Origin of the sequence: Erythrobacter sp., assembly GCF_011765465.1 — a bacterium.
In the GTDB taxonomy this organism is placed as follows: domain Bacteria; phylum Pseudomonadota; class Alphaproteobacteria; order Sphingomonadales; family Sphingomonadaceae; genus Erythrobacter.
This window is the reverse complement of record NZ_CP050265.1, coordinates 1,268,670-1,285,922: the sequence shown is the minus strand read 5'-3', so window position 1 is coordinate 1,285,922 and position 17,253 is coordinate 1,268,670. Positions and strand designations below refer to the sequence as shown.

The following is a 17,253-nucleotide window of genomic DNA, read 5'->3' as shown; positions in this document are numbered from 1 at the left end:
AAGGCAGGCTCAAACCGTTTGGTTCAACGCTAAACCTCTGGGGGTCCCTTGAATTGCGCACATATCCCGACGCCAAGGCTGTAGCCCGGGCCCTTTGCCCGGATGAACCGATCATCCTCAACCGGCCGCACGCTGCGCGCCGGGCTGCGGAGTTCTTTGTCGGCAAGTTTCCCGGCAAGGTGCTCTACGCGGTCAAGGCCAATCCCGCACCCGATTTGATCGAGGTGCTGTGGGATGCGGGCGTGACCCATTACGATGTCGCCTCGATCGCAGAGGTGCGGTTGGTGCGCGCGGCGCTGCCCGATGCCGTGCTGTGCTTCATGCACCCGATCAAGACGCCGAGCGCGATCCGCGAGGCGTACCACCAGCACGGCGTGAAGACCTTCAGCCTCGACACGCTCGAGGAGCTCGAAAAGATCGTCGATGCCTGCCGCGACCCCGAAACGGGCGAGCCGGCGCATGACCTTCGCCTGTGCGTGCGGCTGCGCGTTTCCTCAGAATATTCCGAGCTTTCGCTCGCCAGCAAGTTCGGCTGCGACCTCACCGATGCGCCCGCGCTGCTGCAGCAGGTGCGCCAGCATTGCGACTGGCTCGGCGTGTGCTTTCACGTGGGCAGCCAGGCGATGACTCCCTTCGCCTTCGTCCAGGCGCTCGACCGCACCCGCGCGGCCATTGCCGAGGCCTCGGTCGTGATCGACATGATCGACGTGGGCGGCGGTTTCCCGAGCATCTATCCGGGCATGGAGCCGCCCCCGCTCGAGGACTATTTCGCGATCATCCACCAGCACTTCTATGCGCTCCCCATCGCCTACAATGCGGAGCTGTGGTGCGAGCCGGGCCGCGCGCTGTGCGCGGAATATTCCTCGATGATCGTCAAGGTCGAAAAGCGCCGCGGGACGGAACTGTTCATCAACGACGGGGCCTATGGCGCGCTCTACGACGCGGCACACGTCGCGTGGCGTTTTCCGGTCAGCGCGCTCGAGGATGACCTGCGCGATGCGCCGGAAGATTTCGCCTTCTACGGGCCGACCTGCGACGATGCCGACTACATGGCCGGGCCGTTCTCCTTGCCGGGCGATATCCAGGCGGGCGACTATATCGAGATCGGGATGCTCGGCGCCTACGGGGCGGCGATGAAGACCGGCTTCAATGGCTTCGGCAATGCCGAAAAGGTGATCGTCACCGACGAGCCAATGATGAGCTGCTTCACCGGCGAGCGGGAACGCCCGGCTTCCGACAACGTCGTGAACCTGCGCTAGGGCGCTCGCCTCTCGCCATCGCGCCATGCCGGGCCTATGGGTCCGGCATGACGCGCCCGGCTTTTCGCATCAATCCCGCGCTCGATCCCGAGGCGCTCGCCCGCGAGTTCGCGCGCGCGGGGCGCGTCCACATTCCCGATTTTCTCGTCGCCGAGGACGCCGAGCGCCTGCTCGATCACCTCAAGGCGGCCGAAGAGGAATGGCGGCTCGTCATCAATGCGGGCGAAAAGCTGTTCGAACTGGATCGCAAGACGCAGGGCGAAATGGACGAAGGCCAACGCGAGGCGCTCGACCAGGCGGTGAACGCGCAGGCGCGCGCGGGCTTCCAGTTCCGATAGGAAACGATCCGCGTGCCCGATGCGGAAGCGGACCGGCGCGCGCGGATCGGTGCTCGACGATTTCGCGCGGTTCCTGTCGGACGAGCCCGCGCTCGATTTTGTCCGCACGGTAATCGGCGCGGGCGCCGCTTCCTATGCCGACGCGCAGGCGACCGCCTATGGTCCGGGCCATTTCCTGACCGCGCACGACGACGATGTCGCGGGCAAGAACCGCAAGGCTGCCTATGTCATGAACCTCTCGTGCGACTGGACGGCGGACTGGGGCGGGCTGCTGGTCTTTCATGCGCCGGGCGAGGCCCGTGCCGAGGCGCTGGTTCCGTCTTTCAATGCGCTCAACCTGTTCGCCGTCCCGCAGCTTCACAGCGTGTCGATGGTCGCGCCCTGGGTCCCGCGGCGGCGCTATTCGATCACCGGCTGGCTGCGCGGCGGGCGCAAGCCGTGACCTGCACCCCGGACCTAGACGGGTTGCGCTGCGAGTTCCTCTGCCACGAGCGCGAGCACTGAAGGCTTGAAGCCGATTTCGAAATGGCCCGCGCGCACCTCGATATTGGTGGTGCGCGGCAGGTCGCGCTCGATGCAGCATTCCGCGGCAACGATGCCGTCGCTTTTCGAATGGATCGCGAGCGAGGGGACGGGCGGCGGCTCCCGGCTGCGTTCGATCTGGCGGCTGGCGACGGGGTCGTCGAGCCGGTGGCCGGCCATTTCCTCGTATAGCGGCCATGCGCGGTTGTCGTAGGGATTGCCGGTGAAGGGCGCGCTCAGTGAGACGACGCGAGTGACGAGGTCGGGCCGGGCGCGGGCGACCATGCGCGCGACGATGCCGCCCATGCTCCAGCCGACCAGCGCGACCGGCTGCCCCGCGCGGCGCGCTCGCTCTTCTACGGCACGGATCGCGCGAGCGTTGTGGAGCCCGATCGTCTTGCGTCCCATGTTGCGCCCCAGCCCCCAGCCTTGCGCGGCGAAACCGCAGCGCCTCAGATACCAGCGCAGGAACAGGGTCGATCTATCGGTGAAACCGAAGCCGGGCACGACGACGACCGGAAGGGGCTCGCCTGCGCGGGCGGTCCGGCGCCGAGGCCAATGGCGTACAAGGCGCAGCGGCAGGGTGGCGACCGTTTTCAGGAAACGCGGAATTTCGAGCCAGTAAAGGAGCCGCGCTCGCAGGCCCGTGGGAAGCACCCGTTCGGGGTTTTCCTGTGCTCGTCCGGCGCGGGCGTCTCCGTGTTCCATTATCGACAAAACGCGGCGGGCGCGCGTTTGTGCCGTTGATCGAAAAGCGGTCCAAGGCTTTTGGGAGCCGTGGTCGCGCAACCTTGCCATGGTCGATCGATCATAGCCTGCCGCGGTCAGGCAAGCCCGGATGTTCAGTCGAAGCCGACGAAGCGCGCCGCTTCCTCGACGCTCTTGCGCTTCGAGACCACGGCATTGGCCGGGAAGTCCGGGTCGGGCCAGCCCATCGCGACCGCCTTCATGATCACCTGGTCCTCGGGAATGCCGGCGTGTTCGCGCACGACCGGCGACTGCATGATGCCCTGCGAATTGATGACGCAGCCCAGACCCCTCGACCACGCCGCGTTGACCAGCGCGGTCGTCACAGCGCCGCAATCGAAGGCGGTGTCGTCGCTGTCGGAAAGCTCCTTGTCATAGGTGACGATCACGCAGACCGGCGCATCGAACTGGCGGAAGCCGCGCAGCACCCAGTCCTGCCGTCCCTCCTTGTCGTCCCGCGCGATGCCCATCGCACCGAAGAGCTGCTTGGCGACCTCGACCTGGCGTTCGCGGTGGACGCCTTCGAAGGGATGGCCGCGGCGGAACTCGCGGCTGTCAGGGACGCCGGCGAGGATGTTCTCCGTGTTCCCCTTGCGAATGCGGTCCAATGGCTCGCCGGTGATGACGTGGAAATGCCAGGGCTGGGTGTTCATGCTGGTGGGCGAGCGCATCGCCATGCCGAGGATTTCCTCGATCAGCGCACGCGGCACGGGCTTGTCGAGATAACCCCGGATGCTGCGGCGCCCCATGACGACTTCGCTGTAGGTCTGGTCAGGCGATCCGCCCACGTCTCTCTCCCCGATTCGATGCAGGGGCAGAGCTAGCGCAGGCCGCAAGCCGGGCAAAGGACGCTACGGCAGGGCCGGGCGGATCACGCCGCTTTCCTCAGAGCCAGCCCCAGCCGGTCCCAGATCTCCACCAGCGCGCTCGTCAGCTCGTCCATCATCGGCTCGGTGTGCATCGGACCGGGAGTGAAGCGCAGGCGTTCGGTGCCGCGCGGGACGGTGGGGAAGTTGATCGGCTGGACGTAGACGCCGTATTCGGCGAGCAGGATGTCGCTGATCTGCTTCGCGCGCACCGGATCGCCCACCATCAGCGGGACGATATGCGTGGTCGAATCCATCACCGGCAGGCCCGCCTCGGCCAGTTTCAGCTTGAGCATGGCGGCGTTGGCCTGCTGCGCGTCACGCTCGACGCTCGAGGATTTCAGATGCCGGACCGAGGCGAGCACGCCCGCGACCAGCACGGGGGAAAGCGAGGTCGTGAAGATGAAGCCCGGCGCGTAGGAGCGGATGCAGTCGATCACGCGCTTGTCCGCCGCGATATAGCCGCCCATCACGCCGAATGCCTTGCCCAGCGTGCCTTCGATGATGTCGATCCGGTGCGCCGCCTCGTCGCGTTCCGAAATCCCGCCACCGCGTGCGCCGTACATCCCGACCGCATGGACCTCGTCGATATAGGTGAGCGCGTTGTACTTTTCGGCCAAATCGCAGATCGCGTGGATCGGGGCGACGTCGCCGTCCATCGAATAAACGCTTTCGAAGGCGATCACCTTGGGCGTCGCGGGGTCTTCGGCGGCGAGCAGTTCTTCGAGATGCGCGACGTCGTTGTGCCGAAACACCCGCTTGTCGCAGCCCGAATTGCGGATGCCGGCGATCATGCTCGCGTGGTTCAATTCATCGGAGAAGATGATGCAGCCGGGCAGCAGCTTCGCCAGCGTCGACAATGTCGCGTCGTTCGAGACATATCCGCTGGTGAACAGCAGCGCGCCTTCCTTGCCGTGGAGGTCTGCGAGTTCAGCCTCCAGTTCGACATGGAGATGCGTGTTCCCGCCGATATTGCGCGTGCCGCCGCTGCCGGCGCCGACATCGTGCAGCGCATCTTCCATCGCGCCGATGACCTTGTCGTGCTGGCCCATGGCGAGATAGTCGTTCGAGCACCACACGGTGATGGGCTTGGGCCCGTTGTGCCCGTGAAAGCAGCGCGCGTTGGGATAGGCGCCCTTGTTGCGCATGATGTCGATGAAGACGCGATAGCGGCCTTCCTCGTGGAGGCGGTCGATCGCCGCATCGAAGATCTGGTCGTAATTCACGTCGCGCCGGCTCTTGTCTGGAATATCCCTTCGCGCCGCTATCTAGGGTTCGCGGCCGGATTTGACCACCCGCGATCTTTGCAAGCGGTTTGCAGGTTTCAGAATGGTTCGACCGCCAAAAACCCGCGCGCGGCAAGGCACGGCTCGAGCCCGGCGGCGGCTTCGAGCGGGCCGGTCACGACGAAGCGCGATGGCGCAGGCGCGATCTCCTGCCCTTCGAGCAGGTGCGCGATCCGCCGGGCGATGCCGTCCGCCCCGTCGACCAGCGCGACGTCCAGCCCGAAAGCCGCGCCCAGTTCCTCCTTGAGCAGCGAGAAATGGGTGCAGGCGAGAACCAGCGTGTCGATCTCTTCCCCGCGCTCCATCGCGGCAAGACCCGCGCGCGCCTCCTCGACGGCGACGAGGTCGAGCGGGTGGCCGCGCAGCTTGTCCTCGGCCAGCGCGACGAGGCCGGGGGCGGCGATGCGGTGGAGCAGCTTGCCCGCGGCAAAGCGCGTCTCGAGATCGTCGACATAGGTCTGCCGGATGGTCGCGCCGGTCCCGACGAGGCCGATCACGCCCGAGCGCGTCGCGGCGGCAGCAGGCTTGATCGCGGGGACAGTGCCGACGATCGGCACTTCGAGCACGTCGCGCACCATGCCGAGCGCAATGGTGCTGGCGGTGTTGCAGGCGATGCAGACGAGGCGCGGGGCGAAACGCTCGCTCATCCGCCCCAGCAGCCCTGCAACCCGCGCGGCGACCTGCGGCTCGGTCTTGGTGCCGTAGGGGAGCCCTGCAAGGTCGGCGGCGTAGATCACCGGCGCATCGGGCATGATCCGCCGCAGCGCGTCGTAGACGGACAGCCCGCCGACGCCGGAATCGAACAGCAGGATAGGCGCGGATGGGTCGGGAATGGTCGTTTCTCGTCTCGAATGCTTGCCGGGCCTCGTGCTATTACCTAGGCGTTTCCAAAAGGAAAGCCGACGTCCCGGCCGGGGGACTGACAAGGGTGCACATGGACGTCTATCTCGCCGCATTGCTGGGCTATCTTTCGGGGTCGATCCCCTTCGGCCTGCTGCTGACGCTGGCGGCGGGGAAGGGCGACGTGCGCAAGCAGGGCAGCGGCAATATCGGCGCGACCAACGTGTTGCGTACGGGATCGAAAGGGCTGGCGGCGGCGACCCTGCTGCTCGACCTGGTGAAGGGACTGGCACCGGTCATCGCGGCGGGGATGCTGTGGCCGGGCGAATCGGGCGACGTGGCGAAAGCCTTTGCCGCAGCAGGCGCGGTACTGGGCCACTGCTTCCCGGTCTGGCTGGGTTTCAAGGGCGGCAAGGGCGTTGCCACCAATGCGGGCGTCTCCTTCGGCCTTGGCTGGCCGATCGGGCTGGCCTATGCGCTGGTATGGCTGTCGGTACTTGGCATATTCCGCATCTCCTCGCTTGCCGGCATGAGCGCGGTGGTCGCCGCCGCCGCCGCCGCACCCCTGTTCGGCTATGCCGATTACTTCCCGGTTCTCGCCGCCATTGCGGTGCTGATCTTCTGGCTCCACCGGGAGAACATCTCGCGCCTGATGAAGGGCGAGGAGCCCAAGGTCGGGGGGAAGGCGTGACAAGGCCCGCATCCTTGATTTCTCGCGGAAAGCCGGGAGGCGGGGGTTGGCCGAACGGGGGAACCCAGCCTTCGCTGGGATGACGCAGGAAGGGCGCATGGCAACGGCAACGCAGACAGGCGGCTTGTCGCAATCCGAAGCCTTCGCGCGTATCCGCCTGCTGCGCTCACCCAATATCGGCCCCGTCAGCTATGCCCAGCTCCTCGCCCGGTTCGGCACGGCGGCGGAAGCTCTCGACGCGCTGCCCGACCTCGCGCGGCGGGGGAAGGACGCCTACCGCCCCGCCCCCGCCGAACGGATCGAGCGTGAAGTCGAAGGCGTCATTGCAGCGGGCGCGCGCTATCTCTTCCACGACCAGCCGGATTACCCGGCGCTGCTCGGCGAACTCGAAAGCGCGCCGCCGATCCTCACCTGCCGCGGCGACCTTGCGCTCGCGACGCGGCCCTGCGTCGCGATCGTGGGCGCGCGCAACGCCTCGGCCGCTGCGGTCAAGCTGGCGCGCGAATTCGGCACCGGGTTGGCGGAGGCCGGCTTCACCGTGGTCTCCGGCCTTGCGCGCGGGATCGACGGGGCGGCGCATGAAGGCGCGATGCCGGCCACCATCGGGGTGATCGCGAGCGGGATCGACGTCGCCTATCCGCCGCAGCACGAAGAGCTTCAGGAACGGATCGCCTCCGAAGCCCTGCTGATCGCCGAACAGCCCCCCGGGACCGAGCCGCGCGGGCGGCACTTTCCCAGCCGCAACCGGATCATCGCCGGGCTATCCAGCGGCACGCTGGTGGTCGAGGCCGCGCCGAAATCGGGCTCGCTCATCACCGCGCGGCTGGCGGGCGAGGCGGGGCGTGAGGTGATGGCGATCCCCGGCTCGCCGCTCGACACCCGCTCGACCGGGTGCAACCGGCTGATCCGCGACGGGGCGGTGCTGGTCCAGGCGGTGGAGGACGTGGTCGAACTGCTCGAAGGCTTTACAGGACAGCCGCGATCGACCTTTCGCGTGGCCGAGGGGGCGAGCGCATTCGACTACAAGGAATTGCGAGGGCTCGAATGGGGCGAGGCGCGCGAGGAGGGCGGGGACGCGGTCGGTCGCCTGCTCACCAAGGCTCCGATCGCCGTTGACGAACTGATCCGGCAATCGGGCGCGAGCCCGGCGGCGGTCCACATGGCGCTGCTCGAGCTGGAACTGGCGGGCGAACTCGAGCGCCACGACGGCGGCATGGTGAGCCTGTCGGGCGGCCCCGCCTGACGAAGCTTAATCGGCGAAAATCACCCCGCAGGCGACCCGCTCGCCGGTCGAGCCGGGAGGCTGCGCCTGGTAGTCGTCGCCTTTTGCGTGGACCATCACCGCCGAGCCGTCCGCATCGGCGAGAGTGAAGGGATAGCGGTCGTCTTCATAGGCTTCGAGCGTGAGTTGGGGCGCGAAGAAGTCGGCGCTCGCGGTGCCGTCCGCCTCGACGATGAGGTTGGGCAGGTCGCCCACGTGGTAGCCGCCCTCGCTATCGAAGCCGTGCTTGGCGCGCAGCGGATCGTAGTGTCCCCCGGCGGCCTTGAAATCGGGCGAGCACGCGCCGGTTTCGTGGATGTGGAAGCCGTGTTCGCCGGGTGAAAGGTTCATGAGGCGCGCTTTGACCACGACGCCGTGATCGGTCTGTTTGAAGATGACGTGGCCGGCGGGCTCGCCCGCGGCGGTCGTCACGTCGGCGCGGACGGTCATCGGGGCCTCGTTCTACATGTGGTGGTCGGCCAGCGCGGGGGCGGCGGCGAGAGTGAGCAGGCCGCCCGCACCGAGCGCGGCAGCGGTGAAATGTCTGAAATCGCGTGACATTGGTTTTTCTCCTGTCATGTCGGTGCAACAGGCCGAGCCGCATCCGCGTTTCCCAAGGAAGGGCGAAGCGAGCGTCGCGCGCGCCGCGCCGAGGAAGCGACTTCGCCCTTGACCTCGCGCGCGAACTTGGCAGCTAGGGCGAATACGCAAAGGGGTCGACAATCCATGAACCGCACCATTTCCTTCGGAGATCTTCTCACCTCGACCTTCGAGGAAATCAGCGCCAGCCGGAGCATCGTGCTGGTCTTTCTCGCCATCGCGGTCCCGATCGATACGGCCGCGGGCCTGTTCGAGGGCAGCGGCGATTTCAGCCTCTTCGGCGTGCCGATCTCACTCACTGCGCCCTTCGGCGATCTTGGCGGCGGGCTTGTCGGGGCGCTGGTCGCGCTGGGCAGCTTCGTGGTCGGCGTGCTCATCACCTACTGGTTCTACGCCGCGCTCCTGGCGCGCCAGCCGGCTCCGGGTTTCGGACGGTTCTGGGCCTTCGTGCTCGTTTACGTGCTTTCGATCCTCGGTATCGTGCTTGCCACCCTCGCGCTCGTCATCCCGGGGATCATCGTCGCCGTGCGGTGGGTTCCGCTGATCCCGGTCCTGCTCGCGCGGGACGAGCCGGCGATGGATTCCTTCGGGACAAGCTGGCAGATGACTTCGGGATCGTCCTGGCCGATCTTCGGCGTGGCCGTGGTCCTGATCGCCATCGGCCTGATCGTGTCCGTCCTGTTGGACTTGGCGAGCGCCGCCACCGGCGGGCCGGGCTCGATTGGCGCCGTCTTCTTCGACGCGGCGGGCGAGGATGTCATGGTGGTCCTCTTCACCGCGTTTGCCGTGGCGACTTTCCGCGGCCTCGCGGACGAGGGCGAGGAAGTCGCGGCGGTGTTCGAATAGGCGCTTGACGAGCTGCGCGGGACGACCCCACCTTCGCGCGTACGCACACGTAAGGAACGCTTCCACCGCTCATGCAGCTTGTCATTGTCGAATCGCCCGCCAAGGCGAAAACCATCGAGAAATACCTTGGGCCTGACTTCAAGGTTCTCGCTTCCTACGGCCATGTCCGTGACCTCCCGCCCAAGGACGGCAGCGTCCGCCCGGACGAGGACTTCGCGATGGACTGGGAGCCGTACCGGGACAAGCAGAGCCGCATCAAGGACATCGCCGACGCCGCCAAGAAGGCCGACCGGCTTGTGCTTGCGACCGACCCCGACCGCGAGGGGGAGGCGATCAGCTGGCACGTGCTGGAGCTCCTGAAGAAGCGCAAGGCGCTTCCCGCCAACGTCGAGCGGGTGACGTTCAATTCGATCACCAAGCAATCCGTGACCGAGGCGATGGCGAAACCGCGCGAGCTCGACCAGCCGCTGATCGACGCCTATCTCGGGCGGCGCGCGCTCGATTACCTGTTCGGCTTTACCCTGTCGCCGGTCCTGTGGCGCAAGCTGCCGGGCGCCAAAAGCGCGGGCCGCGTGCAGTCGGTGGCGCTGCGCCTGATCGTCGACCGCGAGCGCGAGATCGAGGCTTTCCGCGCCGACGAATACTGGTCGGTGATCGCGAAGCTCCAGCACGACGGGACGGAGTTCGACGCGCGGCTGGTGCGCTACAAGGGTGATAAGCTGGAGAAGCTCAGCCTCGGCCATGAGGGCATGGCGATGGAAGCCAAGGCCGCGGTCGAGGCAGGGCGCTTCACGGTCGAGGAAGTCGAAACGAAGCCGCTCAAGCGCAATCCCGCGCCGCCCTTCACCACCTCGACCATGCAGCAGGAAGCCTCGCGCAAGCTCGGCTTTTCGGCGAGCCACACCATGCGGCTCGCGCAATCGCTCTACGAGGCGGGCGCGATCACCTATATGCGGACCGACGGCGTGCAGATGGACGGCAGCGCGATTGCCGCCTGCCGCGAGGCCATCAAGGAGCGCTACGAGGCGAGCTACCTTCCCGAAAAGCCGCGCCATTACAGCACCAAGGCGAAGAATGCTCAGGAAGCGCACGAAGCGATCCGGCCCACCAATTTCGCCCGCGACCGGGCGGGCTCGGGCGACGAGGCGAAGCTTTATGCGCTGATCTGGAAGCGCGCCATGGCGAGCCAGATGGCGACCGCGCAACTGGAGCGCACCACCGTCACGCTTCGCGATGCGACCGGGCAACATGAATTGCGCGCGACCGGGCAGGTGGTGAAATTTCCCGGCTATTTCGCAGTCTACCAGGAAGGCTTCGACGACAAGGACGACGACGAGGACGGCCTTCTTCCGATCCTGCGCAAGGGCGATTCCCCGACCAAGCGTGCGGTCGAGGCGAACCAGCATTTCACCCAGCCCCCGCCGCGTTTTTCCGAGGCTAGCCTTGTGAAAAGGCTCGAGGAGCTCGGCATCGGACGTCCTTCGACCTATGCCTCGACCATCCAGACCCTGCGCGACCGCGACTATGTGCGGATGGAGAAGAACCGCTTCTTCGCCGAGGAATCGGGCCGCCTGTTGACCGCCTTCCTCGAACGCTTCTTCCCGCGCTATGTCGCCTACGACTTCACCGCCGGGATGGAGGACGAGCTCGACGTCGTCTCCGACGGTCGCGAGGACTACAAGGAACTGCTCGCCAAGTTCTGGGCCGACTTCAAGCCCAAGGCGGACGAAGTGATGGAGAAGCTCCCCTCCGAGGTCACGGAGGTGCTCGACGACTATCTTTCCGACTACCTCTTTCCCCCGCGCGAGGATGGGGCCGACCCGCGCGCCTGCCCGCTGTGCCAGCAGGAGGGCCGTGAAGGGGGGCGCCTCAGCTTGCGCGGCGGACGCTTCGGTGCCTTCGTCGCGTGCAACAACTATCCCGAATGCAAGTACACCCGCCGCTTCGCCCAGCCGGGCGCGGACGGGGCGGACCCGGCCGAGGACGGCCTCATGGGCAAGCACCCGGAGACGGGCGAGGAAATCCACCGAAAGTCGGGACGCTTCGGCCCCTATGTCCAGATGGGCGAGGGCAAGGAAGCGAAACGCGCGAGTATCCCCAAGGACGTGGACGATTTCGATCTCGAATGGGCGATCAAGCTCCTGGGCCTGCCGCGCATCATCGGGGCGCATCCCGAAACCGGCAAGGAAATCGAGGCGGCGATCGGGCGCTATGGCCCCTATCTTCGCCATGACGGCAAGTATGCCAAGCTGTCCTCGACCCGCGACGTGTTCGAAACCGGCATGAACGCTGCGGTCGCGCTGCTCGCCGAAGCGGCCAATCGCAAGGGCGGGTCGCGCGGCAAGGCGGAGCCGATCAAGACGCTCGGTGAACACCCGACCAGCGGCGGCGAGATCAAGGTCATGCCGGGACGCTACGGGCCTTACGTGACCGACGGCACGACCAATGCGACCATCCCCAAGGACGTGAAACCCGAGGATGTCGAGCTTGCCCAGGCGATCGAACTGATCGACGCGCGCGCGGCCAAGGGCCCGGCGAAGAAGAAGGGCCGCAAGAAGGCGCCTGCGAAGAAAACGGGGGCGAAGAAGGCCCCGGCGAAAAAGGCGGCGGCGAAGAAATCCTCAAAGGAAGCAGCGCAGTAGGTAGCGGCGAGGCGGGTAGGGGCAGGACACCGCTGCCCCTCCGACATCCTTTCGCGCGTTGGTAAATCGTCAAGCATTGTTCCGTATCACTCCGGCCCATGACCCGAGGGCCGAAACCGTGATCGAGATCGAAGTCCAGAACGAGACGCACCAGACCCAGACGCGCATCCGCTTCGCTGCGGTCCCGCGCATCGGCGAAGGCATCCGCCTGCGCGAACCGGACGGGATGTGGGCGAGCTACGACGTGCTCGACGTGTGGTACCAGAAAGCCGAATTCGGCGATGTCTGGATGCCTTATCTTCACGTCCGCATGACGCCCGGCGAAGGCGGCGGCGGCGGCTCGCGCGAGCCGGGGCTTGAGGATTACGACACCGGCTATGGCCACGGCGCGGCGCAGGCAGGGGAGTTCGAGCCATTCAAAATCTGATCAAGCGCAACACCGGGCCGCATCGGGGCCGCCACGCGGGCAAGACGCTGGCGGAAAAGCTTGCCGAGGCGGAGGACACGCACCCGGTCGAAACGCCCGAAGACGCGGCAGGGGGCAGCGACGTGGTCGATGCAGGCGCGGCGCGCCCAGCGGCTTCGCGCGCCGACACCAGCGATACCGATGCCATCGTGCGCGCCGCCAAGGCGATGCGCGACGGCGCGGGCGCGGGCGCGCAGGCACAGGCGAAAGCCTGCCTGATCGTCGACGACAGCCGCGTGATCCGCAAGGTGTCGAGCAAGATCGCCAGGAGCCTCGGCTACGTGCCTGTCGAAGCGCAGGACGGGATCGAGGCGCTCGCCCGCTGCAAGAAGGCCATGCCCGACCTCGTGCTGACCGACTGGAATATGCCGGAAATGGATGGGCTCGAATTCGTCCGCCAGCTGCGCGCGATCCCGACGCCCAAGCCGCCGGTGGTGGTTTTCTGCACCTCCAAGGGCGATGCGACCGACATCCACGAAGGCATCAAGGCGGGCGCGGACGACTATATCGTCAAGCCCTTCGACGAGGCCGCGCTGAAAGCCAAGCTGGAGCAGCTGGGCCGAGCGTAAGGCAGGCCGCCGCACTGGGCTCCCGGTCCGCCAAGGGCGGGCCGGACAATCGGAAAAATTAACCCCTGAATGCTAGCGCCGGGGCATGAAGGGGAGGCTCGCCGAGATCGACGCGCTGCGCGGAGTGGCCGCGCTCGCGGTCGCGTTCATCTACCACCAGCATTACCTGACGGGCCAGTTCCAGTCCGGCCCGCTCGACGGGCTGCCGGTCTTTTCTTGGCTCCACAAGAACGGTTTCGTCGCCGTGGACCTCTTCTTCGTCATCTCCGGCTTCATATTCGCCTATATCTACGCCGACCGAAAGGCCGGGGAGGTGTCGGGGCGGGATTTCTTCTGGGCAAGGTTCGCGCGGCTTTACCCGCTCCACCTTGCAACCCTGATTGTGTGTGCATTCGTCCTTTGGTTCGGAAATCCGGCCTCGGGCGGACGGGTCGAGAATGGTGCATGGCATTTCGCCCTGAATCTGCTGATGTTGCAGGAATCCGGCCTCGAGACCGGCAAAAGCTTCAACGTCGCGTCATGGTCCATCTCCGTCGAGATCTATTGTTACGTCATCTTCTATTTCCTGGTCTCGCGCTTTCCCGAGCGGCTTTACCAGGTTTCGGGTTGCCTCGCGGTCGTCGGATTGCTGATGACCGTCGGGGACGACCTGACCGTCGATCGTATCGGGCGGGGGCTGTGCGGCTTTTTCGCCGGGGTCGTCATGTTCCGTTACCGCAAGGCCGACAGGGTGCCGGTCCTGTTCGCATTTCTGGCTTTCGCCCTCGCGGCGATGTTCGTGCCCGATGCCAGCCGCGGGGCGAAGCTGGGCTTCGCGTTCTTTCCCGCGTTGGTCGTGTTCTCGCTTCGCATGAGTTTCCTGCGTCACCCGGCGCTGACGTGGCTGGGCGACAGGAGCTATTCGATCTATATGTGGCACATCCCCATATTCATGGGGTTCAACATCCTGCTGTTCGGCTCGCAGCCGATTCCCGAGGTGCTCGTCTGGCCGGTCCTGATTGCGGCCTGGCTGGCCGTCCTGGTCGTGTCGGACCTCAGCTATCGGATGGTGGAAACGCCGTGCCGGGTGTGGCTGCGCTCGAAACTGGCACGGCCCGCACTGCCTCAGCCGCCCGCGGTCCCGGCTGGACAACTGCCCCCTTCGCCCCGGCCTTGATGTCCCGCCGCGCTCGCAGGCGGCGCTGAAGGCTTGGCCTCTCTCGTCGGCCACGCTACCCGGGGTTTCATGTCCGCCATATATGCAGAACGGGAAGTCGCCGATGCCGCCCAAGCGTACTTCGCAGGCGTAAAGGCCGATCTGCTCGAACACGGCGGCATTCTTGTTGATCGGGAGAAGCCGCTGAGGCGCAGCCCGGAGTTTGCTACGGCGGTGTTCGACAAACTGGCGGTAATTCTTGCCCGGTCATATCACACCGGCGAGCTCGATTATGAGACCGCCGATATGTTGGCGAATTCTTTTGAGGGAGAGCTGATCGAGCTGCTCATCGACTTCTGGCCGAAAGGGGATGGCGGGCCGTATCCCCATCAGTGGTCGGAGGTCTACGAAGCGTTCGATGCTGGCGAATTCGATCATTTTGGACGCTCGAGCGATCCTGTCAGGGAATTCACCGATCCGGCGATTGCGGAGTTTCTGGCGAAGCACGGCTGACGCACCTACTTCACCCAGTCCAGCCCCATTTCCTCGAACATCTCCTTGTCCTCGCTCCACCCCTCGGCGTGCTTGACGTGGAGGAACAGGTGGACCTTCACGCCCAGCAGGTCGGACAATTCCTTCCTCGCCGCCTCGCCGATCGCCTTGATCCGCTGACCGCCCTTGCCGAGCACGATGGGGCGCTGGCTTTCGCGTGCGACGACGATCTGCTGGTGGATCTCGAGGCTGCCGTCGGGGCGGTGCTGGTAGAGTTCGGGGCGCACCGCGCTGTCGTAGGGCAGTTCCTCGTGCAGCTGGCGGTAGAGCTGTTCGCGCGTGATCTCGGCGGCGAGCAGGCGTTCGGAAGCGTCGGATACCTGGTCTTCCGGATACATCCACGGCCCCTCCGGCATCAGTTGGGCAAGCGCGTCCTTCATTTCCGGCACGCCTTCGCCGGTGAGGGCGGAGACGAAGAAGATCTCTGCGAAATCGACTTTCTGCGACAGCTCCTGCGCGAGCGCGAGGAGCGGCTCCTTCTTCGAGACATCGACCTTGTTGAGGACGAGGATCTTGCGTTCGGGTCGGTCCTTGAGCGCCTCCAGCAGCGGTTCGAGTTCATGCCGCCGCTGCTTGACCGGATCGACCAGCAGCAGCACCGCATCGGCGCTTTCGGCACCTTCCCAGGCCGCGCTCACCATGGCCCGGTCGAGGCGGCGGCGCGGCGCGAAGATGCCGGGTGTGTCGACGAGGATCATCTGGACAGGACCGTGCAGGGCGATCCCGAGCATCCGCGCGCGGGTCGTCTGCGCCTTGGCGCTGGTGATCGCGACCTTCTGGCCGACGAGCTGGTTCACCAGCGTCGACTTGCCCGCATTGGGCGCACCGATCACGGCAACCACGCCGCATTTTTGTGTGGTCATTGCATGACCTCCTCGCCGCTGTTTCTTCGCCCCGGAGCAAGTCCGGGGCGAAGAGCGGCTGCGGGCGGCCGCTTGGCCTTGCGAAACCTTGCGGTTTCGATGCGTCCTGGCGTCTCGCTCATCGCGCGCGCTCCTTGCGGCTTGAACGTTCCACGTGGAACATATGCGGAACATTTGCGTTGCTTCGTCTCATCCGTATTGCTCCAGGAATTTCTGCGCGGCGAGTTTCTCGGCTTCGCCCTTGCTCGATGCGGTCGCCTCGGCGCTGCCGACGCTGGGGATGGTGACTTCGACGGTGAAGCGTGCCGCGTGGTCGGGGCCGCTGCGATCGACCACGGAATAGCTCGGCATGGCGCGCCTGTTGCCCGCGGCCCATTCCTGCAGCGCGCTCTTGGGATGCTTGGCCTTGCCCGCATCGCCCGCGAGTTCGTCCTCCCACAGCGCATAGACGATGTCGCGGGTATGGTCGTATCCGTTCTCGACGAAATTCGCCCCGATCAGCGCTTCCATTGCATCGCCCAGGATCTTGTCGCTGTCCGCGCCGCCGTCCTCGCGCGCCTGCTTGCCGAGGCGGATGTGATCGGGCACGCCAAGCCCGCGAGCGATCCGCGCGCAGGTGCGCCCGCTGACGAGCGCGTTGAGGCGCTGCGAGAGCCGCCCCTCTGGCGCGTCGCCCGCGTGGTAGAGCCAGCTCGCCACCGACAGGCCGAGCACGCGGTCGCCGAGGAATTCGAGCCGCTGGTAATCCATCTCGCGCCCGCCCGAAGTCGCCGCGGCCCTGCTTCCGTTGAAGCTGCCATGGGTTAGCGCCTCGAGCCAGACGCGCTCGTCCGAGACGCCGAAACCGGCCTCGACCAGCCAGTCGCGCGTTGCGGTCGGGAGATCGCCGGCGCCGCTCACAGCCCGGTCCCGATGCGATCCCAGCGCGCGGCGGAAACCCAGGTCCACGGCTTCATCCATTCGGCGCTGCCGTCGGTCGACCACATGATGACGCTCGCCCGCCCGACGAGGTTTTCGAGCGGGACGATGCCGACCGCATCGCCCGCCTTTGCCGGAAAGCGGCTGTCGCGCGAATTGTCGCGGTTGTCGCCCATCACGAACATATGCCCCTGGGGCACGGTCACGGGTATCATGCTGTCCGCGACGGTCTGGCCGAAATCGAGAACTTCGTATCGCCGCCCGCCCGGCAGGGTCTCGCGGAACCGGGCGTAGCGGCACACCGCGCTGCCATCCGCGCCGATGATCGGTTTGCCGCCCCAGGCGCAGGTCGTGTTGGGCGAGACCGCGATCTCGAAATCGGCCACCGCCTCGCGCGGGACGAGCTCGCCGTTGAGCACGATCTGGCCGCCGGCCATGCCGATGGTGTCGCCCGGCAGGCCGATCACCCGCTTGATATAGTCCGAACGGTCGAGCGGGTGCTTGAATATGACGATATCGCCCCGCGCCGGGTTACGCGCGAGCAGCCGCCCTTCGCCGAGCGGCGCGTCGAACGGCAGCGAATGGCGCGAGTAGCCGTAGGGCCATTTCGCCGCGAGGATGTAGTCGCCGTTGACCAGACGCGGCAGCATACTTTCCGATGGAATGGAGAAGGGCGAAAAGACCAGCGTGCGGAACGCCAGCACGCCCAGCAGCACCAGCAGCAGGAAGCGCGCGAAGCCCAGCCAGCTTTCGTCCTTCGCCCGGCTCCCCTCGTCCTGCGAGGCATCGGCGGGCACGGATTGGGTCTTAACATCCATCGCCAGTCCCCTTACTCGCAGCCCGTCCAAAGCG

Annotated in this window: 19 protein-coding genes; 11 read left to right on the top strand and 8 right to left on the bottom strand. The window is 66.3% G+C overall.

Annotation, left to right across the window (positions count from 1 at the left end):
* Nucleotides 1–53: 53 nt before the first annotated feature.
* The 3 genes from G9473_RS06220 to G9473_RS06210 are packed head-to-tail and all read left to right on the top strand — an operon-like array spanning nucleotide 54 to nucleotide 2,039.
* Nucleotides 54–1,259 (top strand): type III PLP-dependent enzyme, encoded by a 1,206-nt coding sequence (locus tag G9473_RS06220; protein WP_291137327.1) that lies wholly within the window; start codon nucleotides 54–56, stop codon nucleotides 1,257–1,259.
* Nucleotides 1,260–1,306: 47 nt separating this feature from the next.
* Nucleotides 1,307–1,597, top strand: coding sequence for a hypothetical protein (locus G9473_RS06215; protein ID WP_291137325.1), 291 nt, complete (start codon nucleotides 1,307–1,309; stop codon nucleotides 1,595–1,597).
* A gap of 19 nt (nucleotides 1,598–1,616) precedes the next feature.
* Nucleotides 1,617–2,039, top strand: a complete 423-nt coding sequence (locus G9473_RS06210; RefSeq protein WP_291137322.1) for a 2OG-Fe(II) oxygenase family protein — start codon at nucleotides 1,617–1,619, stop codon at nucleotides 2,037–2,039.
* Between the two features lie 14 nt (nucleotides 2,040–2,053).
* Here the strand turns inward: G9473_RS06210 and G9473_RS06205 are convergent, their stop codons facing one another.
* The 4 genes from G9473_RS06205 to G9473_RS06190 all read right to left on the bottom strand — a co-directional run bounded on the left by G9473_RS06205 (nucleotide 2,054) and on the right by G9473_RS06190 (nucleotide 5,770).
* Nucleotides 2,054–2,827: an alpha/beta fold hydrolase gene (locus G9473_RS06205; RefSeq protein ID WP_291137319.1), complete on the bottom strand. Its 774-nt coding sequence runs from the start codon at nucleotides 2,825–2,827 to the stop codon at nucleotides 2,054–2,056.
* Between the two features lie 134 nt (nucleotides 2,828–2,961).
* On the bottom strand, nucleotides 2,962–3,654 hold the full coding sequence (locus G9473_RS06200) for a nitroreductase (protein WP_291137316.1): 693 nt from the start codon (nucleotides 3,652–3,654) through the stop codon (nucleotides 2,962–2,964).
* Nucleotides 3,655–3,737: 83 nt separating this feature from the next.
* Nucleotides 3,738–4,958 (bottom strand): 5-aminolevulinate synthase, encoded by a 1,221-nt coding sequence (gene hemA, locus G9473_RS06195; protein WP_291137313.1) that lies wholly within the window; start codon nucleotides 4,956–4,958, stop codon nucleotides 3,738–3,740.
* A gap of 98 nt (nucleotides 4,959–5,056) precedes the next feature.
* On the bottom strand, nucleotides 5,057–5,770 hold the full coding sequence (locus G9473_RS06190) for a glutamate racemase (RefSeq protein ID WP_367159665.1): 714 nt from the start codon (nucleotides 5,768–5,770) through the stop codon (nucleotides 5,057–5,059).
* A gap of 182 nt (nucleotides 5,771–5,952) precedes the next feature.
* On the opposite strand from G9473_RS06190, the gene plsY reads away from it, so the two are divergent.
* Together plsY and dprA are read left to right on the top strand one after the other, a co-directional pair.
* A complete protein-coding gene (plsY, locus tag G9473_RS06185) occupies nucleotides 5,953–6,549 on the top strand; it encodes a glycerol-3-phosphate 1-O-acyltransferase PlsY (RefSeq protein WP_291137310.1) in 597 nt (198 codons plus the stop codon).
* Nucleotides 6,550–6,646: 97 nt separating this feature from the next.
* Nucleotides 6,647–7,792 carry a DNA-processing protein DprA gene (gene dprA, locus G9473_RS06180; protein ID WP_291137307.1) on the top strand — a complete coding sequence of 382 codons (1,146 nt, stop codon included), beginning with the start codon at nucleotides 6,647–6,649 and terminating at the stop codon, nucleotides 7,790–7,792.
* Nucleotides 7,793–7,798: 6 nt separating this feature from the next.
* Here dprA and G9473_RS06175 read toward each other — a convergent pair whose 3' ends face one another.
* Nucleotides 7,799–8,260: a superoxide dismutase family protein gene (locus G9473_RS06175; protein WP_291137304.1), complete on the bottom strand. Its 462-nt coding sequence runs from the start codon at nucleotides 8,258–8,260 to the stop codon at nucleotides 7,799–7,801.
* Nucleotides 8,261–8,536: 276 nt separating this feature from the next.
* On the opposite strand from G9473_RS06175, the gene G9473_RS06170 reads away from it, so the two are divergent.
* The 6 genes from G9473_RS06170 to G9473_RS06145 all read left to right on the top strand — a co-directional run bounded on the left by G9473_RS06170 (nucleotide 8,537) and on the right by G9473_RS06145 (nucleotide 14,581).
* Nucleotides 8,537–9,256 (top strand): hypothetical protein, encoded by a 720-nt coding sequence (locus G9473_RS06170; protein ID WP_291137301.1) that lies wholly within the window; start codon nucleotides 8,537–8,539, stop codon nucleotides 9,254–9,256.
* A 71-nt stretch (nucleotides 9,257–9,327) separates the two neighbouring features.
* Complete coding sequence (gene topA, locus G9473_RS06165) at nucleotides 9,328–11,898, top strand: type I DNA topoisomerase (RefSeq protein WP_291137298.1); 2,571 nt, start codon at nucleotides 9,328–9,330, stop codon at nucleotides 11,896–11,898.
* A gap of 76 nt (nucleotides 11,899–11,974) precedes the next feature.
* Nucleotides 11,975–12,325: a hypothetical protein gene (locus tag G9473_RS06160; RefSeq protein WP_291137295.1), complete on the top strand. Its 351-nt coding sequence runs from the start codon at nucleotides 11,975–11,977 to the stop codon at nucleotides 12,323–12,325.
* Between the two features lie 122 nt (nucleotides 12,326–12,447).
* A complete protein-coding gene (locus tag G9473_RS06155; RefSeq protein WP_367159662.1) occupies nucleotides 12,448–12,933 on the top strand; it encodes a PleD family two-component system response regulator in 486 nt (161 codons plus the stop codon).
* Between the two features lie 85 nt (nucleotides 12,934–13,018).
* On the top strand, nucleotides 13,019–14,089 hold the full coding sequence (locus tag G9473_RS06150; protein ID WP_291137292.1) for an acyltransferase: 1,071 nt from the start codon (nucleotides 13,019–13,021) through the stop codon (nucleotides 14,087–14,089).
* Between the two features lie 69 nt (nucleotides 14,090–14,158).
* Entirely contained in the window at nucleotides 14,159–14,581 is a 423-nt protein-coding gene (locus G9473_RS06145; protein ID WP_291137289.1) for a hypothetical protein, read from the top strand.
* 5 nt (nucleotides 14,582–14,586) lie between these two features.
* Here G9473_RS06145 and era read toward each other — a convergent pair whose 3' ends face one another.
* The 3 genes from era to lepB form a co-directional block, all read right to left on the bottom strand.
* Nucleotides 14,587–15,483 carry a GTPase Era gene (era, locus tag G9473_RS06140; RefSeq protein ID WP_291137287.1) on the bottom strand — a complete coding sequence of 299 codons (897 nt, stop codon included), beginning with the start codon at nucleotides 15,481–15,483 and terminating at the stop codon, nucleotides 14,587–14,589.
* A 189-nt stretch (nucleotides 15,484–15,672) separates the two neighbouring features.
* Nucleotides 15,673–16,383, bottom strand: coding sequence for a ribonuclease III (gene rnc / locus G9473_RS06135; protein ID WP_291137285.1), 711 nt, complete (start codon nucleotides 16,381–16,383; stop codon nucleotides 15,673–15,675).
* Nucleotides 16,380–17,219 carry a signal peptidase I gene (gene lepB / locus G9473_RS06130; RefSeq protein WP_291137282.1) on the bottom strand — a complete coding sequence of 280 codons (840 nt, stop codon included), beginning with the start codon at nucleotides 17,217–17,219 and terminating at the stop codon, nucleotides 16,380–16,382. Before lepB ends, rnc begins: the two co-directional genes overlap by 4 nt.
* Nucleotides 17,220–17,253 lie beyond the last annotated feature (34 nt).